The sequence below is a fragment of the Pseudovibrio sp. W74 genome, from assembly GCF_001623085.1.
Classification (GTDB): Bacteria; Pseudomonadota; Alphaproteobacteria; order Rhizobiales; family Stappiaceae; genus Pseudovibrio.
In genome coordinates this window covers 73,675-89,597 of sequence record NZ_LMCJ01000004.1, presented here as the reverse complement: position 1 = coordinate 89,597, position 15,923 = coordinate 73,675, and the positions used below count along the sequence as shown (strand labels likewise).

The following is a 15,923-nucleotide window of genomic DNA, read 5'->3' as shown; positions in this document are numbered from 1 at the left end:
CAGGTTATCTGTTTTCGTCATTTCTTAATCCAACACTTACCGTTGTTCGTTCTGCCAGTTCGGGTGAACCCACGCCTGCTTATCACTGGCAGGAAGCATACCTTTTCCGAGAATATGGTCTGCCGCCTTCTCACCAACCATGATGGAAGGTGCATTGAGGTTTCCGTTCGTAATCTGCGGGAAGATGGAGCTATCCGCAACGCGCAAACCGTCAACACCAATCACACGACATTCGCTGTCAACCACAGCACTTTCGTCATTCGTGTCACCCATCTTACAGGTGCCACACGGATGGAACGCGCTCTCGACATGTTCTTTGATGAAAGCATTCAGTTGATCGTCGCTTTCAACGTCTTTGCCTGGTTGAATTTCCTTGCCGCGGAACGGATCAAACGCCTGCTGAGCAAAAAGCTCACGTGTCAGGCGAATGCACTGGCGGAAATCTTCCCAATCGTCTTCATGGCTCATGTAGTTGAACAGCACGTTCGGCTTGTCCATTGGGTCCGCAGATTGCAGCGTCACCGCACCGCGAGACTTGGAGCGCATCGGGCCCACATGAACCTGATAGCCATGGCCTTCAGCTGCCGCCTGTCCGTCATAGCGTACCGCAAATGGCAGGAAGTGGAACTGAATGTCAGGGTACATCACGCCCGCTTTGGAGCGAATGAAGCCGCAGGTCTCAAAGTGGTTGGTGGTGCCCAGGCCAGATTTCGCCAACTGCCACTGAGCTCCGATCACGCCTTTGGAGATCAGATTCCAGTGCTTGTAGAGCGTAATCGGCTGAGTACACGCCTGCTGAATATAGAGCTCCAGATGATCCTGAAGGTTCGCACCAACACCCTTACGATCTGCAATCACATCAATGCCCAGAGCGGACAGAGCAGCTGCATCACCAATGCCGGAATGCATCAGAAGCTTTGGAGAGTTGATGGAAGATGCAGAAACGACCACTTCGCGGGAGCATTTGACCTGATGTACCTGCCCGCTACGTACATACTCAACGCCAACAGCACGTTTGCCTTCCATGAGAATGCGATTAACGTGCGCGCCGGAGATGATCTCCAGATTTTCACGGCCTTTGATGGGCCAGAGATAGGCATTGGAGGCGGACCAGCGACGGCCATTGTGCACCGTCATCTCCATATCGCCAAAGCCTTCCTGACGATAACCGTTGTAGTCGTCAGTTTTGGCGTAACCAGCCTCTTCACCAGCCTGCACAAAGGCATCGTAAAGCGGGCTCCAGCGTGTACCGCGAGAGACGTAGAGCGGGCCGGACTTTCCGCGCCAGTCTCCGTCGACCTCGGTGTTCTCAAGGCGCTGGAAGTAAGGCAAAACGTCTTGGTAACCCCAGCCTTTCGCTCCCATCTCCTCCCAGCTGTCAAAGTCGCAGGCATTACCGCGCACATAGACCATGCCGTTGATGGAGGAAGAGCCGCCAATCACCTTACCACGTGGCAAAGCAAGCTTACGCCCATCCAGATGCGGCTCGTGCGCGCTCTCATAGCCCCAATCGTAGCGGGACATGTTCATGGGATAGGACAAGGCAGCGGGCATCTGGATAAACGGACCGATATCCGTACCACCAAACTCCAGCAAAACCACCTTGTTTTGGGGATCTTCAGAAAGACGGTTTGCCAGGGCGCATCCAGCAGAGCCGGCGCCTACAATAATGAAATCTGCAGTCATTGTATTCTCTTGGGCTTGAAGCCGTATTCCAGTTATTATTGTGTAGTTTCTGTCGTTTCAAAGCTGTCGAAACATTTCTTCACGTAGTCCTGAACCAGCATTGTTGCCGGTGACCCGTCAGGTCGGTTTGTCGTTAGCACGCATTGCAGCCAGAGCCCGTCAATCATCGCAGCTGTACCTTCTGCCGCTGTAATCGCCGTCTCTCGATCTGTGACGCGGTGGTATTCCGCAGTGAGGTTCGAGATCAGCCGTCGGTGGTAGATCTGAAGCAACCGGCGTGTTCCCGGTTCCGTTCGTGCCACCACATAAAACGCAAACCACGCCGAGATAACGGAGGGCTGAAACTGCTCATCGCTGAAGTTGGTATGGATGATCGCATCGATCCGCTCCATAGGGGTTTTCGTCTTCAGCAAGCGCTTGCGGGATTGCTTGCTCAAGTCCGTCAGCAAAAAGCTTATGGTCGCGTTGAAGACAGCTGCTTTCGAGCCAAAGTAGTGATGTGGCAGGCCCGTCGAAACGCCGGCATTCTTGGCAATATCTGCCATTGTTGTCGCTGCGTACCCCTTTTCATGGATCGCTTTGATCGTTGCCATAATTATCGAGGTTTTGCGTTCCTCTTCCATTCCGACCTTAGGCATTTGTGCCGAACTCACTCCAAGATTATTTTTATTGAACGTTCAATCAATAAAAATAGTTCTTAGAACATTTCGGAGCTTTTGAAAAGTATTGCACTCAGATTTATCGTAATTAATATCTGACGGAGAGGTTGCCTTTAGTCCATCGGGTGTTTATTAGCTTTAGTGAACGAAGGAATTTGAAAATTTAATTGTCGTCTAGGTAGTGTTTAGGACATGTTTTCTGCACAATTCTACGGCTCTATTAAATAAATATCGAAATTGGGGAGATTTACATGAGTGTTGCTAGTGGCCTGATAAAGAAACTTTCTACTTCTGCTTCAGTACTATTACTAATCACTGGGTCAGCTCTCGCCGCAGAAGCGGAAGCCTGTAAAACCGTACGCTTCTCTGACGTGGGCTGGACAGACATCACCGCAACCACCGCCACAGCAACGTCTGTGCTGGACGCGCTCGGTTACGAAACAGACGTAAAAGTACTTTCCGTTCCAGTCACTTATGCGTCTCTCGCAAACAACGATATTGATGTATTCCTTGGCAACTGGATGCCGACAATGGAAGCTGATATTGCGAAATATCGCGAAGCTGGCACCGTTGATACTGTTCAAACCAACCTGACTGGCGCCAAGTATACTTTGGCTGTTCCTAAGTATACCTATGACAAGGGTTTGAAGGACTTTGCGGACATCGCAAAATTCTCTGGAGACCTTGATGGCGAGATCTACGGCATTGAAGCAGGCAACGATGGTAACCGTCTGATCCTCGATATGATCGAGAAAAACGCGTTCGGCCTCAACAAAATCGACCTCGTCGAATCATCTGAAGCTGGCATGCTGTCCCAGGTCGCGCGTAAAACTCGCAAGAACCAGGACATCGTCTTCCTCGGTTGGGCTCCGCACCCAATGAACTCCAATTTTGAGCTGGAGTACCTCACCGGTGGTGACGAGTTCTTCGGTCCAAACTTCGGTGGCGCTGACGTTCTGACCAACACCCGCGCAGGTTACTCTGCTGAGTGTGCGAACATGGGCAAATTCCTTCAGAACCTCACCTTCTCCCTGCAGATGGAGAACGAGATCATGAACGGTATTCTGAACGACGGTGAAGAGCCAACAGACGCAGCAAAAGCATGGATCAAGAAGAACCCTGAGGCTCTTGATAAATGGCTTGCTGGCGTAACTACTTTTGACGGTAAAGACGGTCTTGCTGCTGCAAAGACTGCATTCGGCCTCTAAGGGTCATTACCGAGCATGAATTGAGAGGCGGATGCGATACACTCGCAGTCCGCCTCTTAGCGCATTATTCCAGAACACTCCGGCACCTGGAATAACCATTGCGCACTGGGGCAAGCTGCTTGTCGGTACCAATAATTTTGTATCCTGCCCTACAAATGAAATGACGTTAACGCGTTGACACACAATAACAAAATCTGAGGTTTCCCGTGGAGTGGCTAACAGAGCACAAACTACCCATCGGCAAATGGGCCAAGTGGGGAGTTGACTGGCTCACCGACAATGCAAGTGGCTTTTTCGATGCGATTTCCGTTGCAATCGAATGGCTCATCGACAGTGTACTATGGGTTCTACAAGCCCCTCACCCGCTCGGCATTGTGGTCATTGCCACAGCTTTGGCCTTTGTGGTCAGAAGATCCTTCGTCTTTTCAGCGTTTGTTGCGGTGAGCCTGCTGCTCATCATCAATCAGGGCTATTGGGATGAAACCACAGAAACGCTGGCGCTGATCCTCAGCTCCACCTTTATCTGTATGTTGATTGGTATTCCTGTCGGCGTTTACTCCGCGCATCACCCTAAGTTCTTCTCATGGGTACGGCCTGTGCTGGATTTGATGCAGACAATTCCAACGTTTGTCTACCTGATCCCCGCCCTGATCCTGTTCGGACTGGGTGTCGTTCCAGGTCTGATTTCAACTGTCGTCTTCGCCCTGCCCGCATCCATTCGCCTAACCCAGATTGGTGTTGCCTCCACGCCGCAACATCTGCTGGAAGCTGGTGAAGCTTTTGGCGCGACCTATTGGCAGAAGCTCTTTAAGATTGAGCTGCCATATGCGCTGCCAAACATCATGGCTGGCCTGACGCAAACCATCATGTTGTCACTGTCCATGGTTGTGATCGCCGCCCTTGTTGGTGCGGATGGCCTTGGTGTTCCAACACTTCGTGCGTTGAACACAGTGAACATCGCTAAAGGATTTGAGGTTGGTATTGCAATCGTGCTGATTGCTATTGTGCTTGACCGTTTCTTCAAAAGCTCAGAAGAAAAGGGCAGCAAAAAATGACCAATCCTGTTGTTTCCTTCAAAAACCTTTCCATTGTTTTCGGCGATCAGCCCGACGCTGCCCTGCCCTTAATTGATGCCGGCAAAAGCCGCGCTGAAATTCAGGATCAAACCGGCCAGCTGGTTGGGGTTGCCAACGCGACCTTCGACATCCAGCAGGGCGAACTTCTCGTTCTCATGGGCCTGTCCGGTTCTGGTAAGTCCACCCTGCTCCGCGCCATCAACGGCCTGAACAAGGTTTGCCGCGGCGAAGTGCTCGTTGCTGACGATGGCGAGCAGGTCAACCCAACCACCTGCTCTACCTCGCGCCTGCGCAAACTGCGCCGCGAACGTGTTGCCATGGTATTCCAGCAGTTCGGCCTGCTGCCTTGGCGCACCGTGCGAGACAATGTTGGCTTCGGTCTGGAACTATCTGGCATTCCTAAGACCCAGCGTCTGGAACGTGTCGAAGAACAGTTGGAACTTGTTGGTCTTGGCGGCTGGGGCGACAAATACGTGCATGAGCTTTCCGGCGGCATGCAGCAGCGTGTTGGTCTGGCGCGCGCCTTTGCAACAGATGCTCCAATCTTGCTGATGGATGAGCCGTTCTCTGCGCTCGATCCTCTCATTCGCAGCCGTTTGCAGGATGAGTTGCTGGAGCTGCAGGAAAGACTACACAGAACCATCGTGTTCGTGAGCCATGATCTTGATGAGGCCGCCAAAATCGGCAACCGCATCGCCATCATGGAAGGTGGTCATGTGGTGCAGATCGGCACTCCGCAGGAAATCGTGAAGAAACCAGCGGATGAGTACGTTGAGTCCTTTGTCGCGCACATGAACCCACTCAACGTTCTGCACGCTGAAGACATCATGACTGATCTCTCGCAGATGAGTGCTGATGTGATCGTGAGCGTTGAAGAGATGCCAAAGTGCACAGCAAAGCAGATGATCCGCGAAGTGATTGAGATGAAACGCCACAGCGCTGGTCCAATCGCGGTTTATCGCGGAGACCGCCCGGTCGGTATCATTCGCGAACAGGAAATCATGGACTGCTTCGTTTAGGACGCAGAATATTCATCGATTCTACACAGGCGCATCTGCAAAGATGCGCCTGTTTTTGTTAACCCAAGAAATCCTCAGGCATTCACGGCCTAAGAGTTGCTTTAGAAGAATAGGGCTCACTCAACCCTCGGGTGTTTGCATAATTTGACGAGTGGAATTACAGAGAAAGACGTTTTTATTTAAAAAATTTGGATCGTGCCATGACTATTGAAGTTGCTCAGGAAAATCCGGGTTCACCAAAGCGGAGTTATATTCTCTTTTCTGGTGGTTCGTTCTTCGCGCGGGTTATGAAGTGGGTCACCCTGACGGTTATCACGCTGGGTATCTATCGTTTCTGGGCGATGACTGGACTGCGCAGATCTCTCTGGTCTGCGACCCATTTGGAAGGCGATCATCTTCGCTACCATGGCACGGGCAAAGAACTCTTTATTGGTTTTCTGATTGCTCTGGCGATCCTAATACCGTTCTATGCGCTTGGTTTCGGCCTTCAGTTCATGGGCCTGATTGCAACAATCATTGGCTTTGCCATTATGTTTGTAGTCGGTTTTCTGCTCACGCCCTACGCCTTGTTCCGCCGCCGCCGATACCTGCTGACTCGCACAAGCTGGCGCGGCATTCGCTTCCACATGCAAGGCTCTGCGTGGCGTTATGTGGGCGCATGGCTCTTCTGGACCATCCTGTCAGTCATTACTCTGGGCATTGCTCTACCATGGCGTATGGCAAAGCTGGACAGAATGCTGGCAGAAGTCAGTTATTTTGGAAATCAGCAGTTTAGCTATTCTGCAACTCCAAAAAATTACTTTGATGCGCTGTTGCCAGCTTATGCGCTGGTTGTTGTCTTGTTCATTCCAATTGCGCTGATTGGTCCATCTGTATTTGCGGCTGCAATAATTGCTCCTATGCTCACATTTTTCACGTGGCCTTACATCGCGGCTGATATCTTCCGTCTGCAAGTCAACTCCACAAAGATTGGCGACGCTGGCTTTGAGAGCCATATCGGGGCTTCCAAATTCTATGGCGCCTACATCATTCATGCTGTGATTGTTGGGGTTGGTGTTGCTATTGTTGGAGCAATCGGCACCTTGCTAACCTTAACTATTGGGGTCCAAATAGAGCCGGAGAGCGGCTTTTTCAGTCTGGCTTTCCTGCCAGTTTTTGCTCTTTATTATGGAGTGCTTCTGTTCGCCAATATGATGGTCCTTCAAGTCATGTTGTTTGAGTGGAAGATGAGCAGTATGGTGGTCATCAACGCCCACAGCGTAAAGGATGCGATTGCTGCTGGTGATTTGGAAAATGCAGTCGGCATGGGGCTTGCTGATACGCTTGATGCAGGGTTTGAAGTGATCTGACCATGAAGTTACTGCTTGGAAACGCTGAGTTTTTTGACGGCACTTCTGCTGCTGTACGCAACTGTCAGATCTGGTTTGACTACGATGAGATGGTCCTGACAGATCTGGCGGGCGATCAGGAATATGCGCGCTGGTTCGCGGCAAAGCTGCTCTGTGATTGGACATCTCAAACCGTCATGGTGGTAGAGCTGAACAAGCCAACAAGCACCGCTTACGTCAAAATCACGAATACAGAGACCGCGCAATCCGTTGAGCGCAAAATTCGTTTGGTAGCAGGCCTTCCAAAGCGCGAAAACACAAAGAAAATCGTGTTTGGCAGCTTGGCATCCATCGCCCTAATCGCGGTCGCTCTGATCTTTTTCCTACCTGTCTTCTCAAAGTACGCGGTTCACAACGTGCCGAAATCGTGGGAAGCAGAGCTTGGCAAGAGCGTTGAAGAAACACTGATCCCGGCCTTGAGTGAAGAGAAAATCTGTAAAGCCTCAACGGGTCAGGCTGCCTTGGAGCAGATGGCAAAGCGCCTCACAAAGGGCATGGACTTGCCGTTTGACCCGGTGATGACAGTGGTTGAAAGCAAAATACCCAACGCTTTCGCCCTTCCCGGCGGCAGGATCACCATTCTCTCCAAAACGTTGGAAGTGGTTGACAGTCCTGACGAACTGGCCGCCGTGCTGGCGCATGAGCTTGGCCATGTCAAACACCGTCACTCCATGCAGCAGCTGATAAACGTGGCGGGCACGGGAATCGTCTTTTCCATGTTCATCGGAGACTTCACCGGCGGCAGTATCGTTGCCAGTGTCGGGGAGTCTATGCTCGACAGCTCTTACTCCAGAGACATGGAGCGTGAAGCCGACCTTTTCGCTGTTCAGATGCTGGAAAACGCAGGCGTAGATTCCACCGGGCTTGCGAGCTTCCTTGAAAAGATCGCAGCAGAGCACAGTGAAGCCAATGCTCTCACACAGGCTCTGGGCTTCCTCTCCAGCCATCCGCCAACACAAGAGCGCGTGGATACGCTGAATGAGCTTGCCGACCCTGAGGCAAAGAAAACGCCCGTTCTCAGTGAATGGCAATGGGAAAGCTTGAAGAATATCTGCTCTGAAACCGCAGAGTTAAGCGCTTAAATTGCATGGCTGGGAACCAAACTCCCAGCCATAAAACGACATTAATCCAACAACCTGCCCAATCGCACGGCAGTCTTCCCAACCAGCAACCGGCGACTTGGCATAATCAGCACGCAGTTGTCATGCGGTGTTGCAACTGGCGTGTCTCCATCCGTCGCAATCACAGTTCCTTTCTCGGCAATCACCTCCATCCCGTGGTAATCATCGCTGAAACGGAAATCTTTATGCTGAACCGTAACAGGTGCCACGATTTCTATTGTTTTTTGCGGAACCAGTGGCGGCTGTTCTGCAAGAAACACCTCACTAAAATCAGAAGGTACACACTCTGTTGCACGTAGGAAGCGAATACACGCCGCAATAGCACGAGGCCCAGCCGCAGCTTCCCAATGTTGCCCTGCCTCCAGCAACAGCGCAGCCTTGGGGCTCATTGCGTCGCCAAAGCCGTCATAATCACGCAGCCGCTTGCCTTCCTCATGGCCGGAATCGCAGATAATCCACTCAGGATCAGCCACTTGCTTGGCTAACGCACGGCCTTTCTCCTGATCCCCAGCCAGCATAAGCGGCGGATTCTTGTGCTGCATGCTATGCAAGTCCAGCAGGTAATCTACGGTATCGACAACAGGACGCACTTCGCGTGCTCGTTCCAGCTCGCGCGTCACTTCTGGGCCATTCAGCGAGCAATTTTGCCAAACGCGGTTGAAATCCTGATCCAGATAACGCGAAGCAGTTGGGTCATTCCGGTCAAACGAGTTGTAAGCCGCCACATTCATAAAAGCGAAGCTCAGCTTGCCGCGCACAGGCCGAACTTCCTGCTTAAACAGCCAGTCCAAAGCAACAGCGCCACACGGCTCATTGCCATGCACCAGCGCAGAAATCATCACATGAGGGCCAGCAGTGCCGGAATCAAATGTGGTGATCCAATCCACTCCGGTATTGCCGACTTTGTAGGGCAGGATATCGGGGAAATCGATTTCGATAGGGTAAGCTGTACTTTCAATAATCATGGCAATGGTCCTTGAAAAGTATAGGTCACACCAGCCAAACAACCATATCTAGGCTGGTGTTGAATATGGGTCCTCAATCTCAAAGGCGCGCGTGAACTCAATGAATTTTCTGGCGATTGGAGTGCTCGGTGTCGTTGCAGGCAATATGAAGGCGTTGAGGTAGGAGATACGCGGCTTAAACGGCAGAAAAACCAGCGTTTCTGGATGGTTTCGCGCCACGGGAAACGGGTTGAGGACGCTGACACCAACACCTGCATGCACCAGCTCACTCACGGAGACGGCGGTAGAAGATTCGGCAACAATATTAGGCCGAATTCCCCGTTCCGCAAACATGCGCTCCAAAATCGCCCGCACGGGAAACCGACGGGTGAGGGCGACGAAGTCCTGCCCGTCAAAGTCCTCGGGCTCAATAAACGCTTTTCTGGCAAGGGGATGATCCCGATGCAAAACCGCATGCGCAATGGCAGAGCGCAGCGGTTCCAGGGTCAATCCAGCGTGTTTGGATAACCCGTCGGTAATCCCCAAATCGGCATGCCCTTCAGCCACATGATTGCGAACATCCGAGGATGTACCAATCTCCAATTCAACCTTCTGCCCCGGATAAGCCTTGATGAAAGCAGCCATCACGCCAAGCAGAAAACGGTGTGAGATTGTTGGCGGCGCAGCAAGGCGCAGCGGCTTGCTGCTGTGCTGAGAAACGAATGTCTCGTTCTCAATCCCCGCCAGCATCTCAAAAACTGGCTCAAGCTTCTCGTTCAGTGCCAAAGCATCAGAGGTTGGCACAAGCCGACCGCTCTCCCGATTAAACAGCGTTTTGCCGAGACGTTCCTCCAGATGCTTGATGGCGCGGCTCACTGCTGGCTGCGAAATACCAAGGCGAGCAGCGGCGGCAGTTGTTTTGCGAACGCTGATGACAGCGCGTAAAACTTCAAACTCTCGCAGGCTGAGACGGGGACGTGTTGGGGTATCTGACATAGTTCTATGCGTTTTGATTATAAAATTTTGAATGACAATGTTGAAAACACATACTACGGTTTAAGTCAACCGCGAAGCTCTACCGGTGATTTGCCCGTTTTGGCAGAAGCACACTCATATAAAGAAGCAGCGGCATTGTTACTGGGCGAATGAATTTTAATCGCCAGAGGGAACGAAAATTTGAGGGGGGAGCAGCAATGATTAAGCTGCACAAATGGCTTGCTGGGACAGCAAGTGCCATGTTGCTTATGGGTGGAATAGCGTCTGCTGAAGACCTGACGATCGGCTTGTCATCAGAACCAAGCGCGATTGACCCGCACTACCACAATCTGGGCCCGAACAATATGATCGCCTATCATATGTTCGACCGCCTTATTCACCAAAACGAAAAACAGCAGCTGCAGCCTGGCCTCGCAACCAGCTGGAAGCCAATTAACGCCACCACATGGGAACTGAAACTGCGTGAGGGCGTGGTGTTCCATGATGGTAATCCGTTTAATGCGGATGATGTGGTGTTCTCATTTGAGCGCGCACCAAATGTGCCAAACTCACCATCCAGCTTTGCCACATACACCAAAGGCAAAACGGTCAAAAAGATTGATGACTACACAGTCCATATAGTGACTGAAAAGCCTTATCCGCTTGTTCCTAATGACATTTCAACCGTCAGCATCATCTCTGTAGAAGCCGGAACGGATGCAACAACCGAGATGTACAACTCCGGCAAGGCAACTGTTGGCTCCGGCCCATACAAATATGCGGAGTACGTGCCAGGTGACCGCATCGTTTTGGAAGCAAACCCTGATTACTGGGGCGCAAAGCCAAAGTGGGACAAGGTAACCTTCAAGCCCATCAAATCCGGCCCATCTCGTGTGGCTGCTTTGTTGGCGGGTGATGTTGATTTGATCAACGGCGTCCCAACAACAGACATTGAAGTGCTGAGCAGCAACGACAAAGTCTCGTTGTGGCAGGGCCCATCCAACCGCGTCATCTACTTGCATCTGGATCATGACCGCGATGACAGCCCATTCGTGAAAGCCATGGGCGGCGCGGCCATCAAAAACCCGCTGAAGGATCAGCGCGTTCGTGAAGCGATCTCAAAAGCCATCAGCCGTGATCTGATTGTTGAACGTGTGATGGAAGGTGTTGCTGTCAAAGCAGGCCAGCTTCTGCCGGATGGCTTCTTTGGTGTCAGCGAAAACCTGAAGCCGGTCGAATACGACGCAAAAGGCGCGAAAGAGCTGCTGGCAGCTGCTGGTGTTGGTGATGGCTTTGAGTTGCGCATCCACGGCCCCAATGATCGTTACATCAACGATGCCAAGATCGTGGAAGCCATCGCACAGATGCTCAACCGCGTTGGCATCAAAACTGATGTGGAGACCATGCCGCGGTCTGTCTACTTCAAGCGCGCATCTCGTGGTGGACCAAATAACACGCCAGAGTTCTCAATGGTTCTCGTAGGGTGGGGCGCTGGTTCTGGCGAAGCATCGTCGCCACTGCGTTCTCTCATCCATACCTACGACAAGAGCCAGGGCTTCGGCTCTTCCAACCGTGGTCGCTACTCCAATGCTGAAGTAGACGCCATGATTGAAGAAGCTCTGGCAACTGTCGATGATGAAAAGCGTCAGGACCTGCTCGCCAAAGCAACCGAGATCGCCATCAACGATCAGGCGATCATTCCGCTGCACTATCAGGTGAATACGTGGGCGACCCGCAAGGGCCTTGAGTACCTGCCTCGCACGGATGAATACACCCTGTCCTGGGGCGTATCCGCTGAGTAATCGCATGCAAACAAAAGACCGGCATAGCGCTTATGCCGGTCTTTTTCTTTTCTAAGGCCAGCACTCACCTTAATTATTTCAATGGGTTGGCTTTACCTGCGAAAGATTTAAAGACATGTCTGTCTTCGTTCTCAGGCGCCTGATGCAAAGTGGCATAGTCATGATTGCTATGTCCGTCATTGTGTTCTTTGGCGTGAATGTGGTGGGGGACCCCATCGATATGCTGGTCGCACCGGATGCGGATCAGGCCGAGATTGAGCGCGTCATCCGCGACTTCGGCCTCGATAAGCCCGTGTGGCAGCAATACACGGTCTTCGTCAGCAATGCTTTTAAAGGAGATCTGGGCACCTCTTTTATCTTTGGTGAGTCTGCGCTCAAGCTCATTGTTGAGCGTATGCCTGCCACGCTGGAGCTCGCCTTCATGGCGCTCCTCATGGCGATTGTCATCGGAATTCCGCTCGGCCTCTATGCAGGGCTGCGTCCCAACGCCATTTCCTCACGCCTCATCATGAGCGGCTCAATTCTGGGTTTTTCGCTGCCCACATTCTGGGTTGGCATCATGATGATCATGCTTTTCGCCGTGATGCTAGACTGGGTGCCCGCCACAGGGCGTGGAGACACCATCTCGGTGCTCGGCATGCAGATCTCGTTCCTCACCGCAGATGGCTTCTCTCACATTGTTCTCCCGGCACTCAATCTCGCGCTCTTAAAAATCTCACTGGTGATCCGCCTGACACGGGCAGGGGTGCGGGAAGTGATGCATATGGATTTCATTAAATTCGCTCGCGCCAAAGGTCTGTCTGCCAACCGCATTGTTATGGTGCACCTGTTCAAGAACATCATGATCCCCGTGGTTACTGTCCTTGGCTTGGAATTCGGCTCTCTCATTGCTTTTTCGGTAGTTACAGAAACCATCTTCGCATGGCCCGGCATGGGTAAACTGCTCATTGATGCCATTCAGCAGCTCGATCGCCCGATCATCGTGGCTTACCTGATGATTATCGTGGTGCTCTTCGTTGTCATCAACCTGATTGTTGACATCCTCTATTCCATTTTGGACCCACGCGTGCGGCTTCAGGATGCGGCGAACTAAGGGGCATCTCATGACCATAGAAACAAGCCTCAAACCACCGCGAAAGCAGCTCTTCTCTGGCGATACCCCCATGAGCCGCTTCCTCTCAGAGTTTGTTGAGAGCAAAGTCGCTGTCGCCGCTGCGCTCCTGCTGTTCACAATCATCATGGCGGCACTGTTCGCCCCATGGATCACCCCGCAAAACCCTTACGACCTGGCGCAAGTCAGCGTGCTGGATGCCCGCATGGAGCCGGGAGAGCAAAGCTTTGACGGATACACCTTCTGGCTTGGCACAGATGGGGCAGGGCGCGATCTGTTCTCCGCAATCCTCTACGGCCTGCGCATCTCACTCTCTGTTGGTGTCACCAGCGGTGTCATCGCTCTCATCATCGGCATGTCCGTCGGCCTAATCGCAGCTTATGTTGGAGGTCGCACAGAAACCTTCGTCATGCGCATTGTGGACCTGCAGCTCTCCTTCCCAGCCTCTCTGGTTGCTTTGATGTTGCTGGCACTGATGGGCAAAGGCGTCGACAAAATCATCCTCGCCCTCGTTGTCGCGCAATGGGCCTATTACGCCCGAACGGTGAGGGGAACAGCCCTTGTTGAGCGTGGCAAAGAGTACGTGGAAGCTGTCACGTGCCTTGGCCTCAGTCATGCCCGCGTGCTCTTCCTGCACATCATGCCAAACTGCCTGCCGCCACTCATCGTGGTAGGAACGGTTCAGACCGCCCACGCCATTGCGCTGGAAGCAACTCTGTCGTTCCTCGGCGTTGGTCTGCCTCAGACAGAACCATCCCTCGGCCTGCTCATCGCGAATGGCTTTGAGTATGTGATCAGTGGCAAATACTGGATCTCAATCTTCCCCGGCATAGCCCTGCTCATCACTGTGGTTTCAATCAATCTGGTCGGTGATCAGTTGCGTGATGTCCTCAACCCGCGCCTGAGGAAGTGAGGACAATATGAACACGCCAAACACACTTACAGTCAAAAACCTCAAAACCCACTTCTTCACCAAGGCAGGTGTGGTTAAAGCCGTTGATGATGTCAGCTTCTCCGTCAAATCCGGTGAAATCCTGGGCCTCGTTGGTGAAAGCGGCTCCGGCAAAACCGTCACGGGTTTCTCGCTCATCGGTCTGGTAGATGAGCCGGGCAGGGTGGTCGGCGGCTCAATCCTCCTCAATGGGGATGATCTGGCTAGAAAAAACGAAAAGCAGTGGCGTGAGCTAAGAGGCAAGAAGATCGCCATGATCTTTCAGGACCCCATGATGACCCTCAACCCTGTTCTGCGCATCGATACGCAGATGATTGAGGCCATTCAGGCCCACGAGGACATCTCAAAACAAGCCGCACGACAGCGTTGCCGAGAGGCACTGGTTCGTGTCGGCATCGCTTCTCCGGATGAGCGCCTCGCGTCCTACCCGCACCAGTTCTCAGGCGGCATGCGCCAACGCGTTGCCATAGCCATCGCATTGCTGCACGAGCCGGATCTGATCATTGCGGATGAACCAACAACAGCGTTGGACGTTACCATTCAGGCGCAAATCCTCTATGAGGTCCGCAAGCTGTGCTCAGAGACCGGCATGTCCCTCATCTGGATCACGCATGATCTGGCTGTCATCAGCGGTTTGGCAGACAGGATCGCCGTTATGTACGCTGGGCGCATTGTAGAGCAGGGCAGCATTGATGAAGTGCTGGACGCACCACTGCACCCCTACACCAAGGGCCTCATTGAATCTGTCCCAAGCCGCAACAAACGCGGCGCCAAGCTCTACCAGATCCCCGGTATGACACCATCTTTGCTCAACCTTCCCGCTGGCTGCGCTTTTTCCAGTCGTTGCTCGGCAAAGCAGAGTGACTGTCTGGTCGCTACACCAGAAATCACGCGGTTAGGAGAGGAAAGGCAAGTCCGTTGCTTCCATCCTGTAAAGCAGGAGGAGATGGCATGACACTTCTGGAAACTCCGGTCATTGAACTGCAAGGCGTTTCCAAGCGCTTCACCAAAAAACTGGACCTTGCTGAAAAAACACTTCGTTTCTTCGGTTCCAGCCTTAAGGAGCAGGTGGTCCACGCCGTTGATGATGTCTCGCTCAGCATTGCACCGGGCGAAGTGGTTGGTCTTGTTGGCGAAAGCGGCTGCGGAAAATCTACGCTGGGCCGCGTCGTGGCAGGCATCCATGAGGCCAGCAACGGCACCGTTCAGTTCCATGGAGACAACGTCAAACAGCTCTCCGGTGCGGATGCCAAAAATGCCCAACTGAAGGTGCAGATGATCTTTCAGGACCCCATGTCCTCCCTCAATCCGCGCAAACGGGTGACTGAGATCATCGGGGAAGCCCCGCGTGTCCATGGCTTGGTCTCAAAAGCAGAGCTCTCCGACTATGTGGACCAGATGCTTCTCCGCGTCGGCTTAGATCCAGATTTCAAAACCCGCTACCCGCATCAGTTCTCCGGCGGACAGCGTCAACGCATCGGCATCGCCCGCGCCTTGGCCGTAAACCCGGAATTCCTTGTCTGTGATGAGTCCATTGCAGCGCTGGATGTGTCCATTCAGGCGCAGGTCATCAACCTTTTCATGGACTTGCGGGCGCAGCTCGGCCTCACCTATCTGTTCATCAGTCATGATCTCGGCGTGGTGGAACACCTCTCCGACCGTGTGGTGATCATGTATCTGGGCCGCGTAGTTGAGATCGCAAAAACGGATGAACTCTTCTCCAAGCCCAACCACCCCTACACACAGGCCTTACTGCGCGAAGTCCCGCGTATTGATGCCCGCAAGCAGGTGTATGAGCCGATCAAAGGCGAAATCCCGTCACCTCTTGCACCACCAGGCGGATGTCATTTCCATCCGCGCTGTCCATTTGCCACCAAACGGTGCGCAAAGCAGCAACCAACCTTGAGGGAAATTGCTCCCGGTCATGTCTCTGCCTGTCACCTCAATGATGCCTAGTTAAATCAAAAATATTTGAGAGAAAC

General features: G+C 52.7%; 14 protein-coding genes. 10 read left to right on the top strand and 4 right to left on the bottom strand.

What is annotated here, in order from left to right; genetic code table 11:
* Positions 1 to 36 precede the first annotated feature (36 nt).
* Complete coding sequence (gene betA / locus PsW74_RS03590) at positions 37 to 1,686, bottom strand: choline dehydrogenase (RefSeq protein WP_063286300.1); 1,650 nt, start codon at positions 1,684 to 1,686, stop codon at positions 37 to 39.
* 35 nt (positions 1,687 to 1,721) lie between these two features.
* On the bottom strand, positions 1,722 to 2,324 hold the full coding sequence (gene betI, locus PsW74_RS03585) for a transcriptional regulator BetI (RefSeq protein WP_063286301.1): 603 nt from the start codon (positions 2,322 to 2,324) through the stop codon (positions 1,722 to 1,724).
* 272 nt (positions 2,325 to 2,596) lie between these two features.
* On the opposite strand from betI, the gene PsW74_RS03580 reads away from it, so the two are divergent.
* From PsW74_RS03580 to PsW74_RS03560, 5 genes are all read left to right on the top strand, one after another.
* On the top strand, positions 2,597 to 3,553 hold the full coding sequence (locus PsW74_RS03580) for a choline ABC transporter substrate-binding protein (protein ID WP_063286302.1): 957 nt from the start codon (positions 2,597 to 2,599) through the stop codon (positions 3,551 to 3,553).
* Positions 3,554 to 3,759: 206 nt separating this feature from the next.
* Positions 3,760 to 4,608 (top strand): choline ABC transporter permease subunit, encoded by an 849-nt coding sequence (gene choW / locus PsW74_RS03575; RefSeq protein WP_057463116.1) that lies wholly within the window; start codon positions 3,760 to 3,762, stop codon positions 4,606 to 4,608.
* Positions 4,605 to 5,648 carry a choline ABC transporter ATP-binding protein gene (gene choV / locus PsW74_RS03570; protein WP_063286303.1) on the top strand — a complete coding sequence of 348 codons (1,044 nt, stop codon included), beginning with the start codon at positions 4,605 to 4,607 and terminating at the stop codon, positions 5,646 to 5,648. Before choW ends, choV begins: the two co-directional genes overlap by 4 nt.
* A 200-nt stretch (positions 5,649 to 5,848) precedes the next feature.
* Positions 5,849 to 6,997 (top strand): DUF898 family protein, encoded by a 1,149-nt coding sequence (locus tag PsW74_RS03565; RefSeq protein WP_063286304.1) that lies wholly within the window; start codon positions 5,849 to 5,851, stop codon positions 6,995 to 6,997.
* Positions 6,998 to 6,999: 2 nt separating this feature from the next.
* Positions 7,000 to 8,118 carry a M48 family metallopeptidase gene (locus tag PsW74_RS03560; protein WP_063286305.1) on the top strand — a complete coding sequence of 373 codons (1,119 nt, stop codon included), beginning with the start codon at positions 7,000 to 7,002 and terminating at the stop codon, positions 8,116 to 8,118.
* A gap of 41 nt (positions 8,119 to 8,159) precedes the next feature.
* Here PsW74_RS03560 and PsW74_RS03555 read toward each other — a convergent pair whose 3' ends face one another.
* Both PsW74_RS03555 and PsW74_RS03550 read right to left on the bottom strand, forming a co-directional pair.
* Positions 8,160 to 9,122 carry a M14 family metallopeptidase gene (locus tag PsW74_RS03555; RefSeq protein ID WP_063286306.1) on the bottom strand — a complete coding sequence of 321 codons (963 nt, stop codon included), beginning with the start codon at positions 9,120 to 9,122 and terminating at the stop codon, positions 8,160 to 8,162.
* A gap of 48 nt (positions 9,123 to 9,170) precedes the next feature.
* The gene (locus PsW74_RS03550) at positions 9,171 to 10,097 is read right to left on the bottom strand and encodes a LysR family transcriptional regulator (protein WP_063286307.1); all 927 of its coding nucleotides are present in this window, start codon (positions 10,095 to 10,097) and stop codon (positions 9,171 to 9,173) included.
* 197 nt (positions 10,098 to 10,294) lie between these two features.
* Here PsW74_RS03550 and PsW74_RS03545 point away from each other — a divergent pair, with 197 nt between their 5' ends.
* The 5 genes from PsW74_RS03545 to PsW74_RS03525 all read left to right on the top strand — a co-directional run bounded on the left by PsW74_RS03545 (position 10,295) and on the right by PsW74_RS03525 (position 15,897).
* Entirely contained in the window at positions 10,295 to 11,878 is a 1,584-nt protein-coding gene (locus tag PsW74_RS03545; protein ID WP_063286308.1) for an ABC transporter substrate-binding protein, read from the top strand.
* A gap of 115 nt (positions 11,879 to 11,993) precedes the next feature.
* Entirely contained in the window at positions 11,994 to 12,971 is a 978-nt protein-coding gene (locus PsW74_RS03540; RefSeq protein ID WP_063286309.1) for an ABC transporter permease, read from the top strand.
* A 10-nt stretch (positions 12,972 to 12,981) separates the two neighbouring features.
* The gene (locus PsW74_RS03535) at positions 12,982 to 13,902 is read left to right on the top strand and encodes an ABC transporter permease (RefSeq protein ID WP_063286310.1); all 921 of its coding nucleotides are present in this window, start codon (positions 12,982 to 12,984) and stop codon (positions 13,900 to 13,902) included.
* A 7-nt stretch (positions 13,903 to 13,909) separates the two neighbouring features.
* Positions 13,910 to 14,896 carry an ABC transporter ATP-binding protein gene (locus tag PsW74_RS03530; protein ID WP_063286311.1) on the top strand — a complete coding sequence of 329 codons (987 nt, stop codon included), beginning with the start codon at positions 13,910 to 13,912 and terminating at the stop codon, positions 14,894 to 14,896.
* A complete protein-coding gene (locus PsW74_RS03525; RefSeq protein ID WP_063286312.1) occupies positions 14,893 to 15,897 on the top strand; it encodes an ABC transporter ATP-binding protein in 1,005 nt (334 codons plus the stop codon). Before PsW74_RS03530 ends, PsW74_RS03525 begins: the two co-directional genes overlap by 4 nt.
* Positions 15,898 to 15,923 lie beyond the last annotated feature (26 nt).

Coding starts and splice junctions, on each gene's coding strand:
- betA (WP_063286300.1), bottom strand. CDS start 1,686: ATGACTGCAGATTTCATTATTGTAGGCGCCGGCTCTGCTGGATGCGCC.
- betI (WP_063286301.1), bottom strand. CDS start 2,324: ATGCCTAAGGTCGGAATGGAAGAGGAACGCAAAACCTCGATAATTATG.
- PsW74_RS03580 (WP_063286302.1), top strand. CDS start 2,597: ATGAGTGTTGCTAGTGGCCTGATAAAGAAACTTTCTACTTCTGCTTCA.
- choV (WP_063286303.1), top strand. CDS start 4,605: ATGACCAATCCTGTTGTTTCCTTCAAAAACCTTTCCATTGTTTTCGGC.
- PsW74_RS03565 (WP_063286304.1), top strand. CDS start 5,849: ATGACTATTGAAGTTGCTCAGGAAAATCCGGGTTCACCAAAGCGGAGT.
- PsW74_RS03560 (WP_063286305.1), top strand. CDS start 7,000: ATGAAGTTACTGCTTGGAAACGCTGAGTTTTTTGACGGCACTTCTGCT.
- PsW74_RS03555 (WP_063286306.1), bottom strand. CDS start 9,122: ATGATTATTGAAAGTACAGCTTACCCTATCGAAATCGATTTCCCCGAT.
- PsW74_RS03550 (WP_063286307.1), bottom strand. CDS start 10,097: ATGTCAGATACCCCAACACGTCCCCGTCTCAGCCTGCGAGAGTTTGAA.
- PsW74_RS03545 (WP_063286308.1), top strand. CDS start 10,295: ATGATTAAGCTGCACAAATGGCTTGCTGGGACAGCAAGTGCCATGTTG.
- PsW74_RS03540 (WP_063286309.1), top strand. CDS start 11,994: ATGTCTGTCTTCGTTCTCAGGCGCCTGATGCAAAGTGGCATAGTCATG.
- PsW74_RS03535 (WP_063286310.1), top strand. CDS start 12,982: ATGACCATAGAAACAAGCCTCAAACCACCGCGAAAGCAGCTCTTCTCT.
- PsW74_RS03530 (WP_063286311.1), top strand. CDS start 13,910: ATGAACACGCCAAACACACTTACAGTCAAAAACCTCAAAACCCACTTC.
- PsW74_RS03525 (WP_063286312.1), top strand. CDS start 14,893: ATGACACTTCTGGAAACTCCGGTCATTGAACTGCAAGGCGTTTCCAAG.